Source organism: Paenibacillus alba (assembly GCF_013204855.1).
GTDB lineage: Bacteria > Bacillota > Bacilli > Paenibacillales > NBRC-103111 > Paenibacillus_E > Paenibacillus_E alba.
Genome location: NZ_JABMKZ010000006.1, coordinates 154,465 through 172,731, shown reverse-complemented (window position 1 = coordinate 172,731; position 18,267 = coordinate 154,465). Strand labels below are relative to the sequence as shown.

Sequence of the window (18,267 nt, the reverse complement as noted above, 5' to 3'; positions counted from 1 at the left end):
TTTATTCCATATAAAAGTCTAGAAATCCTCCCCAAAGACCATACAGCAATTCAATGTGGCTCAAATGTTTCATCATGCTGACGCTCTCGCTTCGGCAAATACCTACTTCTTAAGCTGCAGCGCTCTTAAAATGATAGCCGCCGCTTCTGCGCGCGTCGTATTCGCTTTCGGCTTCACCGTGCCGTCCTCGTAGCCGTTGAGCAAAGCTTTAGCCGTTGCCGCAGCTAGCGCGGTGCGAGCCCAGTCGGATATTGCAGCGCTATCCTTAAAGCTGTCTGCACGCTCCCCGCTACTAACGATCTGCGCGGCACCAATGATCATCACTGCCATTTGCTCACGCGTAATCAAGTCGTCAGGACCGAAAGTGCTTGCGCTATATCCCGTCACAACGCCCAATGAGGCAGCAATCTCAATTGCACTCCGCGCCCAGTGAGCTTCTGTATCGACAAAAGCTTTCCCTGTTTGTGCCTGGAGATGAAACGCTTTTACAATCACAGTAACAAACTCAGCTCTTGTGATCGGATCATTCGGCTTAAAGGTATGGTCGGAATAGCCATTTATCGCGCCCAATTGAACCAATTCGCGAATGCTCGCTTCAGCCCAGTGCCCCTTGATATCACTGAAATCCACTGCTTCTACCGGAGGATTCGTTGTCTCCTTTTTATCCGTTGCCAGAACTGCGAATTTGGTAAAATGACGAGTAGATCCTGATACCGTTCCTTTGGTTTGATCTATTTGTTGGTCATCCAACTGTTCCCACTTCTGGCTTTTCTCGTTCAACCCATAAAGCGCAGCTACTGATTTAGAAAAATCAACCTTCGCCTTGTCAAAAGGCAATGTAAGAATGACAGCCTTAATGAGATCACCGGCTTTATCTTTCGTAATCTCGTAGATCTCACTCACCAAGTGCATTGAATGGTCCGTAGGCAGGTTAGAGGTGTCACTACTTTTATTCACCGTAACCTGAGTATCACTATCTACTGCGCCAAGCGGGGCATCGATTTGCAGCCCATTTAAGATTAACGTTCCACCGCGAGCTGCCCAAATCGTTCCGACGTTGCTAGGACCGCCAACGCTACCACCGCCGCCTTCGCTAGCATTCGTTGGAGTAATGGGTAGATAGAAGACATAAGTGGTAAAATGCTTCGTCCATAGGACGAGATCCTCACCAACCGTGATTCTGGCTTCTCCATTCGGAGCAATCTCATCATCTGCAGCTGCCTGAGTATCTGATGTGATGGAACCCGTTATCGGAATTACCGCGCCATTTTTAACGTAGCCAGCCAATTTATGCCCCTGTTTGGGGAAGAACAGCCTTACTGCCTTGTCAAAGGTTAACGTAACATCCGGCGAGCCTATCTCAAGCACTCCACTCACATTGCTATTGCTGATCGATACACTGCTGTTGCTCTGCACTTCTGGCAGTTTAAGAGTTCCGTCCCAGGTCCCAGGTGCCGTTACTTTCGTGCCTTCTGGTATTGCCACCAACAGTTGGCCTTCGGAAGTTTCCGCAAAGACCTCGACGAGTGGGAGTGTGATCTCTTTATTGGATCCTACACGAACAGGCGTGACTGCAATCTTGGCATTTGTGACGTCTATTGGAACGACAATCGTTACGGGGTCACTTGTTAGCTGAATAGTTGAATTAGAACTGGCTGTAATAACGGCAGCTCTTCGAATATTCACGTTATAGGTCAATTTCGTTGTACCATCTTGCGCTGTGACTTCTATGGCAACTAGGTTGCTTCCAACATTTAATTGGATATCTTTGGTCGTTACTCTTTCCGTATTGATTGTGACACTGGCCTGCATTTCTTCAGCAAAAGCATTCAGCTTTACAACATCAACACGATTTCCCACCGATAAGGTGTAGTTAAAAATAGCCTTGTCAAACGCTAACACAGCATCGCTTATTTGCAAGGACGTTAACTGAGCATTACTGTATGCCGCAGTTGCCCTATTCACGTAAACAAGATACGTTTTACTTGACCCATCTTGAGCTGTTACCACCAATTCCATTCGATTACTACCAATCTCGAGCGGCAGCGATTGCGTTGCTTGACCGCTGATTAAGTTAAATGGACCTAACACTAGTACATTATCACTGTTGTACAAGCTTCCTTTTATGTTGGAATTGCTATCATACACGCTTGCCGTAACGTTAATACTCGAGATCTGGTTATTCGCATTAAAATGATACGTTGTTCCCGTTACAGAATCGGCAATCAAGGTCAATCCTCCGCTGGTTAGCATCAACCCACTTAAAGTGGGATTGCCCGCCGGAGCAGCAGACTGTGTTACAACCACTGTGTAGGATGCCATCGTTCCATCCTGCGCGGTGACAATATACGTCACGGGTGAAGTAAAATCGTTCGCCGTCGTTCCGCTCACTTGCGTGGTCGTGCCAACCTTCACTGTAGATCCTGCGGAACTCGTGAATGTTGCAACTAACGACGTTACTGCTGTTCCATTAGGCACTGTTAAGGCTATATCCGTGCCTCTAATCGTTCCTACTACTGCTGGCTGCAAGCCTTGGAAGCTGAACGCTGTCAGGTCCTTTGCGCTGCTCGCTGCCGCAACGTTCACCGTGACGATCCAGTTCTGCGTACTGTCGTCCGCTGCTCTCACCAAGTACGTGACCGGGTTTGTAAAATTGTTAACCGTCGAGTTACTTAGCTGCCCCCTGGAACCTACCTTTGCAGAGGCTCCTGCAGATAAAGTGAACACCGCCTTCAAACTGGTTACATTCGTACCGTACGCCACTTGAATCGCTACAGTGTGCGCGATCGCATCAATAACGGCTGGACCAGTTTGCTGAGGGAAGCTAAATGCCGTAATCGCTTTCGCACTGCTAAATGCAGCGGTTACGGTAACTGTCCAGTTCTGCGTCATACCGTTCTCTGCTTTGACCACATAAACAACCGGGCCTGTGAAGTTGTTTGCGGTCATTCCGCTCACTTGATCCGTGGTTCCTACCTTCGCAGAGGCTCCTGGCGATAAAGTGAACGCAGCCTTCAAGCTGGTCAGACTGGTACCATTGGCCACCTGAATCGCTATGGTGTGAGCGGCCGCATCAATAACGGCTGGGCCGGTCTGCTGAGTAAAGCTGAAAGCGGTAATCTCTTTTTCAGTACCTATCGCCTTCGTTACGGTAACCTTCCAGCTTTGTGCAGTGCCATTCCCCGCTTTGACCATATAGGTGACCGGGTTCGTGAAGTCGTTTGCAGTCGTGCCGCTTATCTGATCTACGGTACCGACCTTCACCGTCGCTTCTGCCGATAACGCAAACGTTGCCACCAAGTTATTCAAGCTTGTACCGCTCATCACTTCAATCTCTACCGTATGCGCAGTCGCATCAATGACGGCAGACCCCGTTTGCTCAGCCAAGCCAAATGCCACGATATCTTTCGCATCGTTCGCTTTAACGTTCACCGTGTACGTTGTCTTCGTTGTTCCATCTGTCGCTGTTACGATAACCTTCTTGCCCGTCCCCAATCGGGTAGCTGCGGTTATTCCGTCCTCATCATAAATTTCAAACACTGCACCCGTTGCTGGCGTAATTGCTGCCTTCAATACGGCTAAAGTTGTACCATAGGGAATGTCCGTTATGCTTTCGCTAGCGGTTCCTCCTGTACTTACGTTTCCGATCGTGGAAGTCAGCGTTGCATTAGAATTGGGTACAATCCATTTCGCATACAAGGTCGTATTAGCCGCTAATGCTAAGGAATCCCCCGATTTATAGGAAATGCCGCCGCCATCTGCCTGCGTATTCCATCCATTGAAAACATAGCCTGATTTGATTAAATTAATCATTCCCGAATCAATGCTAGCTTTTACACCTGGCATGAAAGAACGACTCGTCGGAACAGTCCCACTGGTACTGCCATTCCCGTCATAGTCTAAGTACACCTGAATAGCTGGCAAATAAGGATACCCATTATTATGCAAAGTATCTATCGCCCATATATTCGCAAAATCCCAAATATGAGCATTGTCTGCTTCATAAATACTTTTCGTCTGCATCTGCACAGTAGATTGGCCAAGGCCTCCGGCAGAAACCATTTGTCCTGTTGTACCCATGTCGTAGAAGCTGTTGATAGCCTCTCCCCCGCCACCCAGATGACTATCCAGTCTTTCCCCAACCAAGCCGCCTACATCGATACTTCCACTCACTTGCCCAGTGGCGTAGCTGTTGGTAATCATTCCGCCGCCGTTTTGCCCGCTCAAACCGCCTACCTTCTCATTGCCCGCCACTTGCCCTGAGGCGTAACTATCGTTAATAAATCCATATCGGTTCCAACCTACCAACCCGCCTACATATTCACTATCCGCACTTCCGCTTACTTGCCCTGAGGCGTAGCTGCTCTTGACCTCCCCGCTTTCGTAGTTATCGTTACTCCCAACTAAACCGCCTACGTTATATCTTCCACTCACTTCCCCTGTGGCAAAACTATGGCTGATTGTTCCTCCATTGTTGTCGCCAACTAAACCACCCACTTGCGTACTTAAATCACTTCCACTCAGATTCACATTCCCCGTGGCATAGCTGTAGCTAATCGTTCCACTCGTGCTGCTGCCAATCAAGCCGCCCACTTGAAAACTTGAATTACCGCCGTTCACATAACCTGTGGCGTAGCTATTCAGGATGTTTCCACCTTGGGAATTATCGTTTTTGCCAATCAAACCGCCTACACTATAACTTTCATCCGTTCCACTCACATTACCTGTAGCGTGGCTGCCGCTGATTTCTCCATTGTTGTTAGAAGCAACCAAGCCACCTGCATAGGGACTCCCATAGGCAACAGCAGGATTTGGCAACAAGCTCACATTACCTGCAGCGTAGCTGTTGGTGATTTTCCCATAAGACGCATTCCCAACTAGACCGCCCGCGACAAAGCTTCCGCTCACATCCCCTAGGGCGTTGCTGTCGCTGATCGTGCCGCTTCGGTTCGAACCAATCAAGCCGCCTATCACTTCACCTCCGCTTACCTTCCCAGTGGAGTAGCTATTGCTGACCGTTCCATTTTCGTTGTATCCAACCAAGCCTCCAGCATTCCTATCCGTACTTGCGACCAAGCTCACATTACCTGAAGCGTAGCTGCTGCTGATCGTTCCATCTGACTTATAACCAACTAAGCCGCCTATATATTTATTTCCGCTCACAATCCCTGCAGCATGGCTGCCGCTGATTGTTCCACTGTAGGAATCACCAACTAAACCGCCTATATTTTCACTTCCACTGACATCCACGGAGGCGTAACTGTCCTTGATCTCTCCATTGTTGTTGCTGCCAGTCAAACCGCCAACACTATAATCTCCACTTACACTTCCTGAAGCGAAACTGTTCTCTATTGTTCCTCCATCGTTCAACCCAACCAAAGCACCTACTGCATACCCGCCATGAATAGATACATTGTCCAGCTTCACATTCACAATTGAACTTCCATTCCCGATACTGCCAAATAACCCTGCAAAATCGCTACTATGTATCGTTAGCCCCGTTATTTGATATCCGTTACCATCCAAGTGGCCTTTAAATGGCGTATCCTGAGTACCTATTGGAACCCAGCCCGATGCGGCATAACTGCTCAAATCAATAGGGCCTGTCAGTTTAAAATAAAGATTCCCATCCAAGTAACTGTCCCTTACCTTATTCAGTTGATTAGCCGTTCCAATAAGATATGGTTTGCTAGCAGACCCCTCTCCTGAGAAATCACTTGCCGCAGATACTGGATTACTTCCAACCCCGCCACCAGAGATCGCGCCAAACACGATCATAATCACCATTATCAGGCTCATAACTTTATTTACCCATCTACGCATTCCTGTTCCCCTCTCCATCTTTCATACTGTAAGTCTACTTCAACCCAATAAAAGGATAATGAAAAAAAATCCCCATAAACAGAAAAAAACCGCACAGCATCAGGCTTCGCGGTTTTTGTCGACAGACAAAAATATTTATTTTTTGCTAGAAAATCGACTTACCATCACGTCATATAACTGGATAAGCTCCTCGGACGGACGAATGCCCAACTCACGGCTAAGCAAACGAACATAATCGGTATACAGCGCCGTCAGCCCTTTTTTGTCCCCCGTCAACTCACGTATCATCATGAGATAACGTATGACGGATTCGTCCAGCGGATTGCGTTCATTCAGCTTGAGCAGCAGTTTGGAAGCAGCGGTCGTATCGCTGAGCGAAATAAGTACTGCGGCAAGCCGCTTAACGAATGAAGCATATAATTCCGTATAGCGTTCCGTTTCGTGAATGGCCCATACATACGCCTTATCCCCGAACAGATCGCCCGTATATAAGCGTTCAACTTGCAACGCTGTATCCACATTCCCGGGCTCAATCGGTTGCAGCTTCTCGGCTTGCATCTCGAATTCCACGAAATCAATAGCTGGATCCTTTAACTCCAGTGCATAGCCGTCGTTCTCCGAGCGCACAACATCCCGCATACCAAGCGGTTCCAAAGACTTACGCAATTGATAAACGGTCGTATTCAAGTAGCTCTCTGCATTAGATTGGTGCATCCCTCCGAAAATATCCGTAACCAGCCTGGAGCGAGGAATTCGCTTTCCCCGGTAGAGCAGTAAATAAGCAAACAACTCCGCACATTTCCGTGATATCCACTTGACGCGGCCTGCTTCGTTGCTCACGACAACGTCACCCAGCATAGTTAGAACGATCCTTCCCGTTCCAGCGGAATCTGTATCCGGCAGTGAGGGCGTATACTTGACCCGCTGGTTTGCCAGCGCACGATTAACCGTCCGCTGCAGACGCTCTTGAGAAACGGGCTTGACCAAGTAATCCAGTACAGATAGTTCATAAGCTTTCAAGGCAAATTCCTTGTGTGACGTGACGAAAACGATTTGTACCGGAGAATGCAAAGCTTCCATCTTGGCGGCGAACTCCATTCCACTCCCGCCCGGCATGGAGATGTCAACGAAAGCAAGCCCGATATCCGCGTTCTCGCTGAGAAAGGAGGCTGCCGACTTTGTGTCCGTGAAGGCGCCCGCCACGTCAATCCCAGGCAGCTTGAGCAGCATTTTGCGCAAAATCAAATGCATCGTCAGCTCATCATCCACCAAAATCACTTTCATAGATTTCCTCCATTCCCCCGTTGTCGAACGCGTCCAGCCTGACTGCCGAACCAGACAAGCTGAATGAGAAGGTCGTCCCAACTCCTGGCTTACTCTCGAACCAAAGGCTGCCTCCATGGATGCGTACGAATTCACGGGTCAGCGCCAATCCAAATCTGGTATCTCCGGAATCGTCTCCATTCAACATCACCTTCAAGAAAGGCTCCTCCAAACGCAGTAATTCCGATGTCTGATCATCCATTCCCGCCCCATTGTCGCGTACCGAAACGACGATCCGATCTCCTTCCAGCTTAGCGCCGATCTCAATCATCCCACCGAGTCCCGTAAACTTGATCGCATTCGAAAGCAAATTTCGCAGAATAAGATCCAGCATCTCTTTATCGGCTCTTACCGTAAGCTTCTCGTCAATTTGCTCCGTCAATTGAATTTGCTTCATGCCGGCCCTTGAGCCCGCAAGCAACAAAGCCTGCCGGACAACCTGCTGTAAATTCCAGCCTAACGGATGAAACACGACCTTGCCCTTCTGGCTGCGGTACCAATCCAACAAATTTTCGACAAGATGGAACGTGCTTTGCACTTGCCCTTTGAGTTCCCTTACCAACTCTGCATGCTCAAAATCAGCCGCCGTGAGTTCATCGCCCAGCAGCTCCGTCAAGCTGACAAGGAGGGCAATCGGATCGCGAATATCGTGCGCCACGACAGTAAACAACTTATCCTTAAAAGCGTTCAACTCGAATAATTGCCGAGCGTTCTCGCGCAGTCCTGCCTCGCTCTCCTTCAATTCCGTAATATCATTGAACATTAAGATTTTGCCTATCGTAACCCTGCCGGAATCATAGATATACGACAAACTGCAGCTGTAATGCTTTTTACGATTTCCATGAAATCGGTGGAACGGAAACCGCTCATCCTCATCACTTGCGGCACGAATGCGTTCAAGCAATTCCGGACTTGCTGACAAAACCTTCTCCATATCAACAGGGTACCGCTTCGTCAAACCGAGCTCAGGAAGCACCTTCTCGGCTGCACTGTTATAACTGACGATTTGGCCCTCATAATCAAATAATACGACCCCATCACGGATCGTCTCGAACACTTTTGCCATTGCAAGTGGCGTCAAGCGCAGCAAGTTAAACCGCAAAATCCCCCATACATAGGCAATACCCGATACAGCGAATCCAAAGGGAGTTAAATCAACATTGCTGCCAGTCCAAAAGAACAGGTTGAAAAACATCGGCGCGACCGCGCCCAAAAGGAGAACAACGATTTGCTTTCGCACGGCCGGCAAAGCCCGCCAATACATGGGAATAAACAGCAGCATCCCGAACAATAAGACGGAATAATTATAAACCGTGTGCACCTTATACCAGGTTCCCTTAACCGTCGTGTATAGAGGAATCGTACCATCCTCATTTAGAACATACTGCTCATAAACCAAGTGATGCCAATCGTTCGTCATATGGAGGAAAAAAACCGCTGCAGGGATAACGAACAGCCCCACCGCGAGGCGCTTACGGTAGCTGGACGCCGTTCCCGTAAATTGAATAACCTGAAAAAACCAGAGCGTAGTGACGAATGGAATGCCCAAATATTCGATTTGAAGCGACAGCTTCACTTCATCCAGGTTTCTGCTCAGTACCTCAAACGCATAGCCAAATGAATAGCAAGCTGCTGCCAGCATGATCAAAATCATCGTTTTGGCAACAGGCAGATGGCGTTTCCGGTAAGACAAAAATGAAACGAACAGCATCAACGCCGTTGCAAAAAAAAGCGATACCGACATCCATTGTCTTATGTCCACAGCTGCGTCTCCTTTGTATCCAATGACCATCGAACGCTCTATGAGCCGTTTCGACAAAAATCTATCTAAATCTATCAAAAACAGGATATCATCTTTCTCTATCCTATGTCCACGAATCAAATAAGCGCCACCAGAGATTGTCCAGTGGCGCCGCTGCTTCCATATTCTTGGTCATACATACTTATTCGTCCGCTTTCTTCTCTCGACGAATCAAAAGAAATAACGCTCCAAGGCCTACAACAGCGAAAGCTGCAAAAATACAACCAAATATGAGCATGAAATAGTCCATATCCATGAATACATTACCTCTAATTCATCTTTCTTTGTTTCCAGAAGTATATTAGCATTAACTTTGAAACATCGCAATCAAAGATCAGTAGGAGGAGGGCAGCTTTCACTTCGTTTTTTGAACAGTTTTCTTCTCAAACTTCTCAAAGCCTTTCGTATCATTCCACATTTTGTCGAATTGATCAGAGAAGGACTTTGCAGCATCTTCGTTATGGATAACCATCAATACTTCATCATTCGTTGTGGAAGATGCTTTGGAATAGTTATATGACCCTGTTGTCACAACCTGTTTGTCTGCGATGGTCACTTTAAGGTGCATGAGTCCACTGTGTTTGTTAACCATCATCGGAATACCCGCACTGCCCAAAAGCTTCATCGCCTCTTCTTGGGTTTTTCCCGAAGACTGGATCTTATCGCTAATAATTCGGACAGCCACGCCGCGCTTCTTCGCCTCTTTGATGGCAGCTACAATATCAGGATGCACCAAGGTGTAAATTGCAATGTCGAGCGTTGTTTTCGAAGCGTTGATTACATCAATAAGCGCTTTCTCCGGATGTTGATCAGCTTTGGTGAAGTAATATTCGTCGTTTATTTGTTGCTTTGCCGGTGGAGTCTCGGTTGGTTTTGGTGTGATAGAAACGCTTGATGTAGGGGTTGGACTGGGTTTCACTGCTGTTAGAGATTTAGGTGCAAAGCTGCACCCAGTTAGTGCAATAACACTTACTAATGTAATGAGTCCAATGAAATTTCTCATATTCCATATATCTCCTTAACTGTTATAAGAACAGTATCGCACGAACATGCATTTGTATGCAAATGTAAAAAGTCTCCCAGCAAGCCTAACGCGTAATTTCCCCTTCTCGGTTCAAATGATGAACATGAATAACAATCAAAAAAGAGGTCCCGAGTCCAGTCATATATGCCAATTAACGAATAATATAACCATGCAACAGCATTTTTTTGTAAAGGAGTGCTTAACTATGGGAGCAGCTTATGGAGGCAACAATGCAGCAGCAATTCTGGTTCTTTTTATCCTCTTAGTGATTATTACAGTAGCTTTTGCTTGGTAAGATTAGAGTAAAGAAAAATGCAGCAAGGGGGGGCTATCTCCCTTTTGCTGCATTTTGTTATGCTTTAACTAAAAAGAAAGAAGCCTCTCATACGTTTGCTGAACGCAAGAGAGGCTTCTGCTATGATTAAGCGTTACTTATTTGTTACCCAAGATAACAGATGACAATGGAAACCGTTGATGCATAAGGCTATTCAGCCACTATTACATCATTCCGCCCATTCCACCCATGCCGCCCATATCAGGCATGCCTGGTTTGTCTTTTTCTGGCTTATCAGCGATAACCGCTTCAGTAGTCAAGAACATAGCTGCTACGGATGCTGCGTTTTGCAGTGCGGAACGCGTCTGCACTTGATATTATCACGTAAAATTAGTATCCAATAAAATATAGACCACTTCTCGTATTGTTATTACAATTTACATTATAAGGTAGTGACGGTATTAAGTAAACTGGTGTTGACATTTTATCTTCACACATCCCTTTTTTTCACATTAGCCCGACCATCCCATTTGCCCAATTATAAGCATCCCCAACTCCAATTTATCTCTACTACAAAAAAGAGCAGCAATGGCTACTCTTTCATGTATGCAATATCAACTATTCCACTTAATCCAGCGATGAGATCATTCTTATAAATCAGAGTAACATCTCATCACCTTCCACATTTACTTGTCACTCATCTACCTTGTTGCCCTGTTTAGCATCTCTTCAAGTTCTTTCAGCTTTTCTTCTTTTGTCATGGATTCAACTGGCTTGTACTCACCTTTAGCATTATAATCTGCTGGATTCTTCGAAGCACCATTCTTTGGTACATACTCACCTTTTGAATTGTAATCCTCTGGATTTTTGGATGGAGCTTTATTATCTTTTAAAAGCTGCTCCCTTGTATACTTGTTTGACCACTTTGCATCCACCTCTGGTTGGTACTTCGAAAGTAAATCCTTAATTTCCTTTTCGCTAACTAGATCCTTTATGGGTTTTAGCTGATTCAAATAATTCACTGCATTGTCTAAATCATTCGGAATGCTTTTCTGTACCTTTACAAAGTAACGCAAATTTACTAAATCCTGCTTCTCTACTGGCAGTAGATCAATCTTCGTAAAAAATACATCTTTTATTTCTGCTTCCAAAAGTTTATCTGCTTCTTCATAGCGCTTATCTTTTATTTCATTAAAAGCTAAATCATATTTACTTCCTGTTGAAGCTTCCTGTGTTGACTTTGATGCTTGATTTGTAGATGTTGCTTGAGCAGTAGGTTTTGCTTGATTACTAGTACTTACATTCGTACATCCTGTGAATATTATTATTGATAGCGTAGTACTTACCATTAGTTTACTCTTTATCATGTTGACCTCACTTTACTTATTTAACTTAGATTTTTTGTTGTTATATTTTCAAAACAAAAGATAGAGAAAGACAAATCGTCCTCCATATCTCTTTGCTTTCTATAAAACCCAAATTCAGGTATTCAACAATGATAATAACACAACTTATATATAGAATAAAATAAAATATTCCTACATACTAGGCGTGTTAACATCAATTGAACTTCCCTAATCTTGAGTTGAAGGGAAGTGAACATATGTCCTTAGACCTTTTAAGATTGGTCGGAGAACGTGTACGTACTTTACGTAAGGAAAAGAACTACACTCAAGATCAACTTGCTGAAAAAGCACAAATACATAATCGCTATATCTCTGATATTGAAAGAGGAGAACGAAATATTACATTAGAAACACTTGAAAAAGTAATCTCTGCTTTAGAAGTGACCCCAGGAGAAATATTTAAATTTGAGAACATTGAATCCATTAATGAACGCACTGATAAAAAGCTTCTTGTAGATACACTTAACTCACTTGTCCACGGACGTAAAACAGAGGAGATACAGTTGGTTTTGCGGTTAGTGAAAGACATGTTGGACACATATGATAAGATTAAATAATGAATTTAGCCATACGAAGTGGCATCTGCACCGCTTGCATGAGCTAGGCTACAAACACCTAACTCAAAACAAATAGACGCTCAGGATTGCATCCTGAAGCGTCTGTTATTATATTCGATCTAAGCTACTAGGGTTCATAGTAGATTTAATAAATCATCTATGCTAGAATTGAAATAGATGGACTGTGAGTAGGGCAACAAAACTTACATACTATCACGGCTTATCTTAAAAAGGTTTCACTCTACATTACTTTGACCACTCTACATTACTTTGACCACTCTACATTACTTATGACCACTCTACATTACTTTGACCACTCTACATTACTTATGACCACTCTACATTACTTATGACCACTCTACATTACTTTGACCACTCTACATTACTTTGACCACTCTACATTACTTTGACCACTCTACATTACTTATGACCACTCTACATTACTTTGACCACTCTACATTACTTATGACCACTCTACGTTACTTATGACCACTCTACATTACTTATGACCACTCTACATTACTTTGACCACTCTACATTACTTTGACCACTCTACATTACTTTGACCACTCTACATTACTTTGACCACTCTACATTACTTTGACCACTCTACATTACTTATGACCACTCTACATTACTTTGACCACTCTACATTACTTTGACCACTCTACATTACTTATGACCACTCTACATTACTTTGACCACTCTACATATAACCTTTTTATACCAAGCCCATATTTTGTAGGTTTATTTCCCCCTCCTATCGTTCATTAAACTAGATACTAATGGAGGGTTTACGATGGAAAAATTAAAGAAGTTATTAAAGATAATATTGGAATTAATTAAGAAACGCATACACTCACCAAGTTATTGGGCTTCTTTTTTAACAAGAGTGATTACAAGTGCGCTGGCAAGCTTATTAGTATGGCTTGTAATTGAATTAATTCATTCTTTTTAAATTAACTAAGAATCCCCTTGCTATGGAGTAAGGGGATTCTTACATGGAAGAAGAATTTTATCTAAGCTAAAAGGGCAAAGTGAAATACACTTTATTATTTGGAATAGTCTGGATTCTAACTAAGTTTTCTTCTATTTGCACTAATTACTCCACCATACTCCAAATAAGTACCAAGTATCCATGAAGAAAATCCAATGAGACACCAATAAAAAATTGACCAATATGAAAAGTTCCAGAAAATAAGCCAAGCAGCAAATATAAGCTCACAAATAATTATACCAAATGCATTTCCATGTTCTCTCAAATGCTTATATGATTCAATGTATTCTTTGCGTTCTTCTTGCCCCGTTTCTGAAGATGGATCGTTAGAAGACTCCGCATAACTTGTTGTTTGTTTAAATCCCTTCAATGAAATCTCCTTAATCTCTATTGTACTTTGCTTATGACTTGTTTTTGACCTAAACAAACTTAGATCATTATAAAACTTTAGAACTGACAAATAGTTTACTTTCATACTACCGAAGACTAGTAAAGTCAGAATAATACTTACACAATGTCTTGGAATATCATTATTGGAAGAACGAATAAAATACATAAATATCAAAACTACTAATACCCCTAGTATCAATACAATAAACTTTTGTTGACTAATTTTAATTTTATCAAAGAATTTATGAAAAAGAACTGAACGTATTCCATGTAAAACCAGAATAACCATACTTGAAAAGTACATGTATAAGAACCCAGATACTACCAATACAATCGTTGCAAGAATAGGAAAGCCAGTTTGTTTTAACTGAATATTTTCCGCAATATTCTTACTTGAATTTTGATCAGTACTACTTAAAGTTTTCAAAATATCAATTACATCTTTTTTCCCTAAATCATAAGTCGTTTCATACAACAAACTTGCTATTTTGGCGCTTATCTTTTCCTCATCTGGAAGCATCCTAACAGCCCCTAGACTATCGCCTGCGTTAAGCAGCTCTTCAGCTTTTTGTTTTTCTTTTTCCTTGCATTCTAATTTATCACCTGAAATTTGTTTATCCTTGCATTCTATTTTTTCAATTTTCGAAGGTATTTCACTTTCAAAAAAGGAAGCTGTAATTTGGTTATTGTAATTAATCACAAGATAAAATAAAACCACTACTCCAAATATTGTTCCAAGTAAATATCTTACTAGATAAAATTCCCAAAAACGATTTCCACGCATACTATCCACCGAAACTTTCTACATTTATACAATCATTCACTAGCTAAGTCCTTCATTTAACTCCTGTATTCAGAAAATTTTTGTAGCCCAAAACTATAAATCCAGCCATTCCAACAAACCGAACTACTTGTATGGGAACCCATCGAAATAGACGCATTCTAAACATTAAATCTCTACACTTCAATTGCATTTTTTGATGTGCCATTAGTCATTTTCTCACCCATTGAAGATACTTAGAATCGCACTACCATATTTTTCAACCTTAACCTTGCCAAACCCTTTCACTTCAAGAAGTTCAGCTTCCGTTCGTGGATACTTGGCAATCATATCATCCATCTCAGCGTTATTGTATAAGAAATAAGCTTTCACTTGTTCTTCCCTTGAAGTCAGAAGTCTATATGCTGTAAGTTCTTCACGAAGCTGAGATTCATCTTTCCTACTAATCTGAACAGGAACCTCTATGCTTGAAAGCTGATGTTTTGCATCAAAGTCCATGTCAATTGGTGTATTCAGCTTAACCAAGAGATTAGCAATATCAAACATGTTATCTTCCGCTAAATCGTATTGATTTGCTTTATCATTTTGATATTTCTCTAACGTAACTTTTATTTGGTCATACTTAATCAGTGTCTTTTCAATCTCTGCTGGGCATTTGACTTTCTTAATAATCGTTTTTGGGTTAGCCATCACCACAAGAGACAGGATTGGCATATTGTTGATCTTCAACTCTTTGGAAAGAACATGCTTAAGAATATCTACATGCCTTGTATTTTGAGTAATTGGACTGTATATGCCCTCTTTGTACTCTCTTCCATTTCTATTTTTCAAGGTTCGTACAAAGTTACCATCTGAATCAATGGAGATATTACCACTTAATTTCTTTGTCTCCAAAATGCATGTAAATTTGTTCGAAATCACGACAAAATCAAGTTGAGCCACGTAATCACCATATTCAATACGAATATCATGGAGACAAATGATAGGTAGAAATGAGTTCTTCAATTCGAAGTAAACATTGTTTTCACCATCAATAACACTGTTTAAGAGTTTATTCAAGGTAATGAGTTGATGGTTGTCTTTAGAGAAGTCCTTTATGAAGGTTGGACTCTGAATTGTTCGCTTGCCAAATAGCTTCTTTAAAAGTGACATATGACTCTCCTTATCTGGTTGAATAGTTAAATTGTACCATGTGACCTTTGATTTGTGGAGAATAATGCAATATTTTGTAGGTCTATATTCATAGGAACATACAAAAAGCTTCCATTCATGGAAGCTTCATTGATCAAATATATATGATTTATGCCCACCTGCAAGTTACCACTTTGTTAGAAGCTAAATGAATAATCCAAGTAGTACCAACAACCAGAACAAAGAACCAATTACCACTAGCCCCCATTGTCTCTTCGTAAACTTTTCTTCCACTCTTTGCTCTGGCTGTACCTTCATCCAATATAAATTTAACGCATACTGTGCATAAGCAAGTGGAGCAATTGACAAAAATCCTATTAACCAATATAGATGTGGTAACTTAAAAAGTGCATTAAGGATATAGAATCCAAGCATCATAATAATTGGAAACATCTTAACGTGTATATCATGTTGCTTCAAAAGTCTATTGATTCGTTTGAATAAATTAACCACAATAATAAAACCAATGAAAGGTATGAATGAAAATACTGTCCTATACACGTAACTTACTTGCCAATTGTTATGCTTTTGCAATTGTTTCCACGTTTTATAAAACCACACCATTTGATAGAATCCAGTTGTAACTATCGTTAGTACAATCAAATGCCAGATTGGTTGTACATTTGAGTATGTCACTTCGCTTGGTCTTTCTACTGTGGTGTTTACAACTTGAATCTCATTCAATTGGTTTCCTCCCATAGTTGCCATCAGATTATCAAACCTAATTGAAATCTAAATAAACTCGTTTCCCCAACCACTATCAATAGATATTTCCTGCAATGAGCCAGTTGGAGCAAAGAAAAGCTTCAAATTATCAAAGACAGATTCGCTCCCCTGTCTTAAACTTTTAATGCTTGAGTCCAAAGGTACTCCAGCACTTCATTAACATCTTTAAATCTAAGAAACGTCTGAATTGGGTGAATCTACGAGAGCGAACTTCAAGCAATAACTCTATCAACGCTGTGTACTTGAACTGACTATTTTTCATCATATTTAAGACTTATCCTTACCAAGTAATCCAATTACTTTATCAAGCTTCTTACCCATTTCAACATCGTTTTTCTTCTTCCAGTACATAAATCTCATGCCGCTGATCAGCGCAACGATTACCAAAATTACCAGTAGTAAAGAGATTACTTGCATTAACGCAGTTATTAGCGAAAACGAATATCCCAATCATATTTCTCCTTCTCAACATGCATTTCAACTTAGATAAACTTCTCATATCGAATCATTATTATCCATTAAAGTTAAACAGATCTGGTACAGATCAAAGCTTTTAGTCGAATTGCGCATTTTCTTTTATTAATAGAAGATTTTCATTAATACTATCTATACTTTGATTATTCAGTACAAGTAAAAAAATTGTTTTTGCATTTAATTTTACATTCATTAACTCATCTTTTAATCTTCGAACAAATGATCTAGAGCTTCTACCATAAACCTCAAAGTAATCAGATGTATTAACCACGAAAATAATATTAGCATGAGAATAGTCTTTTTTCGATTTCTTTTCAACGTTCTTCATTATTTTTTGTAGGTACTCCTGTTCCCTAGCAACTAAATTTCTAGTATCATTAAAACGAATTTTACCAATGCCACTTTTATTAAGTTCTTTTGCATTAAAAAATTCCCATTCGCCATCAATATAATTTGTCAATTCAAACTTTTCTTCTGTACCATCCTCTAAATGCATTATGGCATCATATGGTTGGTTCCCAATAATAATCTTTAGTCTGGAATTATGTTTACAGTACTTTGATTGACTAAAACAGTACAGCGGATAAAACTCCTCAATAAACTGTTTATACTTTCCTTTGTTTAACCTAGCTTGTTCTAATAATTCAGGTTGTTCATTAATTAAAAATATAATTCGATCAAAATAGTCCTTCATTTCAAAAGGGGTTCTTAGTATCTCAAGTTCATTAAATAAATCGTTAATATCCATAGTTGTTCCTTTCTTTGTACTAACTTCAAGTAACTGTTAAAAAATCCACATGTATATTACAAATCGTATTTCACTTGGATGTTCTTTACAGATAACTGTATTTCCTCCTGAAAACGAAGTTTTAGCATACTCAGCGTTACTAATGCATCTAACCCGCCCTCTTCCAATCATCTTCCCCTTACATAAAACTTCTCTTTTAGATTGGAGGGGCAGACTCCCAACTAATCAGTTTAATATGGTAACTATCAAATAATTCATTTGCACGAACTATCCCACTACTATTTTTGGCAACATATATAGCATCAGGAAAGCTACTATCATTCTTCTCAATTTCCGAATCCCCCATATAATATTCTGCACTTCCATGGGAAAATTCTATTTCTTTCTTGTCATCGACTTTCAGCAAAGTTACATTTTCACTGCCACTAACCAATCTAACCTTCCAATTGCGATATTTTCCACGCCCTTCATCAGCACCAAAACCATCAAAATCACATATTATTGTATCTTCAATAACTTTCCGTTGCCCATTTAATTCGTATTCCAAACGAAATGGAAATTCCCCATGTGTTATTTCAGGGCGTGGCGGATTCGGTTGTGAATGAATACCAATGAAAATGGCAAGCCAAGGAAAAGTTAGGAACGCAACGAATGCAACCGCCAAAAGCAATGGTATATGTATTAACTTTAGTTTCAATCATTCACACCACTTTCAAAGCATACTAATATGAAATCCATGTTTTATTCAATGT

14 protein-coding genes and 1 pseudogene are annotated in these 18,267 nt (G+C 41.6%); 3 read left to right on the top strand and 12 right to left on the bottom strand.

Features of this window, described 5'->3' with window-relative positions; all coding sequences use genetic code 11:
• Positions 1-102: 102 nt before the first annotated feature.
• From HQN90_RS11020 to HQN90_RS11005, 4 genes are all read right to left on the bottom strand, one after another.
• The gene (locus HQN90_RS11020; RefSeq protein WP_173218157.1) at positions 103-5,823 is read right to left on the bottom strand and encodes a GLUG motif-containing protein; all 5,721 of its coding nucleotides are present in this window, start codon (positions 5,821-5,823) and stop codon (positions 103-105) included.
• A 135-nt stretch (positions 5,824-5,958) separates the two neighbouring features.
• Entirely contained in the window at positions 5,959-7,107 is a 1,149-nt protein-coding gene (locus tag HQN90_RS11015; protein ID WP_173218155.1) for a response regulator, read from the bottom strand.
• Complete coding sequence (locus tag HQN90_RS11010; RefSeq protein WP_173218153.1) at positions 7,085-8,908, bottom strand: histidine kinase N-terminal 7TM domain-containing protein; 1,824 nt, start codon at positions 8,906-8,908, stop codon at positions 7,085-7,087. Before HQN90_RS11010 ends, HQN90_RS11015 begins: the two co-directional genes overlap by 23 nt.
• Before the next feature lie 394 nt (positions 8,909-9,302).
• Positions 9,303-9,950 (bottom strand): phospholipase D-like domain-containing protein, encoded by a 648-nt coding sequence (locus tag HQN90_RS11005; RefSeq protein ID WP_173218151.1) that lies wholly within the window; start codon positions 9,948-9,950, stop codon positions 9,303-9,305.
• Between the two features lie 226 nt (positions 9,951-10,176).
• Between HQN90_RS11005 and HQN90_RS38255 the strand changes: the two genes are divergently transcribed.
• Entirely contained in the window at positions 10,177-10,266 is a 90-nt protein-coding gene (locus HQN90_RS38255) for a YjcZ family sporulation protein (protein WP_208629845.1), read from the top strand.
• Positions 10,267-10,469: 203 nt separating this feature from the next.
• On the opposite strand, the pseudogene HQN90_RS11000 reads toward HQN90_RS38255, so the two are convergent.
• Positions 10,470-10,610, bottom strand: a pseudogene (locus HQN90_RS11000) (TCP-1/cpn60 chaperonin family protein); the annotation flags it as partial.
• A gap of 336 nt (positions 10,611-10,946) precedes the next feature.
• Positions 10,947-11,612 (bottom strand): hypothetical protein, encoded by a 666-nt coding sequence (locus HQN90_RS10995; protein ID WP_173218149.1) that lies wholly within the window; start codon positions 11,610-11,612, stop codon positions 10,947-10,949.
• A 236-nt stretch (positions 11,613-11,848) separates the two neighbouring features.
• Between HQN90_RS10995 and HQN90_RS10990 the strand changes: the two genes are divergently transcribed.
• Entirely contained in the window at positions 11,849-12,208 is a 360-nt protein-coding gene (locus tag HQN90_RS10990; protein WP_173218147.1) for a helix-turn-helix domain-containing protein, read from the top strand.
• Between the two features lie 799 nt (positions 12,209-13,007).
• Entirely contained in the window at positions 13,008-13,166 is a 159-nt protein-coding gene (locus HQN90_RS10985) for a hypothetical protein (RefSeq protein WP_173218145.1), read from the top strand.
• A gap of 115 nt (positions 13,167-13,281) precedes the next feature.
• Here HQN90_RS10985 and HQN90_RS10980 read toward each other — a convergent pair whose 3' ends face one another.
• From HQN90_RS10980 to HQN90_RS10955, 6 genes are all read right to left on the bottom strand, one after another.
• Positions 13,282-14,379: a hypothetical protein gene (locus HQN90_RS10980; RefSeq protein WP_173217899.1), complete on the bottom strand. Its 1,098-nt coding sequence runs from the start codon at positions 14,377-14,379 to the stop codon at positions 13,282-13,284.
• A gap of 216 nt (positions 14,380-14,595) precedes the next feature.
• Positions 14,596-15,528: an NERD domain-containing protein gene (locus HQN90_RS10975; RefSeq protein ID WP_173218143.1), complete on the bottom strand. Its 933-nt coding sequence runs from the start codon at positions 15,526-15,528 to the stop codon at positions 14,596-14,598.
• 183 nt (positions 15,529-15,711) lie between these two features.
• A complete protein-coding gene (locus HQN90_RS10970; protein ID WP_173218141.1) occupies positions 15,712-16,251 on the bottom strand; it encodes a DUF4234 domain-containing protein in 540 nt (179 codons plus the stop codon).
• A gap of 309 nt (positions 16,252-16,560) precedes the next feature.
• Positions 16,561-16,743: a DUF4083 family protein gene (locus HQN90_RS10965; RefSeq protein WP_173218139.1), complete on the bottom strand. Its 183-nt coding sequence runs from the start codon at positions 16,741-16,743 to the stop codon at positions 16,561-16,563.
• Between the two features lie 103 nt (positions 16,744-16,846).
• On the bottom strand, positions 16,847-17,515 hold the full coding sequence (locus tag HQN90_RS10960) for a hypothetical protein (RefSeq protein ID WP_173218137.1): 669 nt from the start codon (positions 17,513-17,515) through the stop codon (positions 16,847-16,849).
• Positions 17,516-17,711: 196 nt separating this feature from the next.
• On the bottom strand, positions 17,712-18,212 hold the full coding sequence (locus HQN90_RS10955) for a hypothetical protein (RefSeq protein WP_173218135.1): 501 nt from the start codon (positions 18,210-18,212) through the stop codon (positions 17,712-17,714).
• Between the last annotated feature and the right edge of the window lie 55 nt (positions 18,213-18,267).

Excerpts from the sequence above, each read along its gene's own strand:
- HQN90_RS11020 (WP_173218157.1), bottom strand. The coding sequence starts at position 5,823 with ATGCGTAGATGGGTAAATAAAGTTATGAGCCTGATAATGGTGATTATG.
- HQN90_RS11015 (WP_173218155.1), bottom strand. The coding sequence starts at position 7,107 with ATGAAAGTGATTTTGGTGGATGATGAGCTGACGATGCATTTGATTTTG.
- HQN90_RS11005 (WP_173218151.1), bottom strand. The coding sequence starts at position 9,950 with ATGAGAAATTTCATTGGACTCATTACATTAGTAAGTGTTATTGCACTA.
- HQN90_RS38255 (WP_208629845.1), top strand. The coding sequence starts at position 10,177 with ATGGGAGCAGCTTATGGAGGCAACAATGCAGCAGCAATTCTGGTTCTT.
- HQN90_RS10995 (WP_173218149.1), bottom strand. The coding sequence starts at position 11,612 with ATGATAAAGAGTAAACTAATGGTAAGTACTACGCTATCAATAATAATA.
- HQN90_RS10990 (WP_173218147.1), top strand. The coding sequence starts at position 11,849 with ATGTCCTTAGACCTTTTAAGATTGGTCGGAGAACGTGTACGTACTTTA.
- HQN90_RS10985 (WP_173218145.1), top strand. The coding sequence starts at position 13,008 with ATGGAAAAATTAAAGAAGTTATTAAAGATAATATTGGAATTAATTAAG.
- HQN90_RS10980 (WP_173217899.1), bottom strand. The coding sequence starts at position 14,379 with ATGCGTGGAAATCGTTTTTGGGAATTTTATCTAGTAAGATATTTACTT.
- HQN90_RS10975 (WP_173218143.1), bottom strand. The coding sequence starts at position 15,528 with ATGTCACTTTTAAAGAAGCTATTTGGCAAGCGAACAATTCAGAGTCCA.
- HQN90_RS10960 (WP_173218137.1), bottom strand. The coding sequence starts at position 17,515 with ATGGATATTAACGATTTATTTAATGAACTTGAGATACTAAGAACCCCT.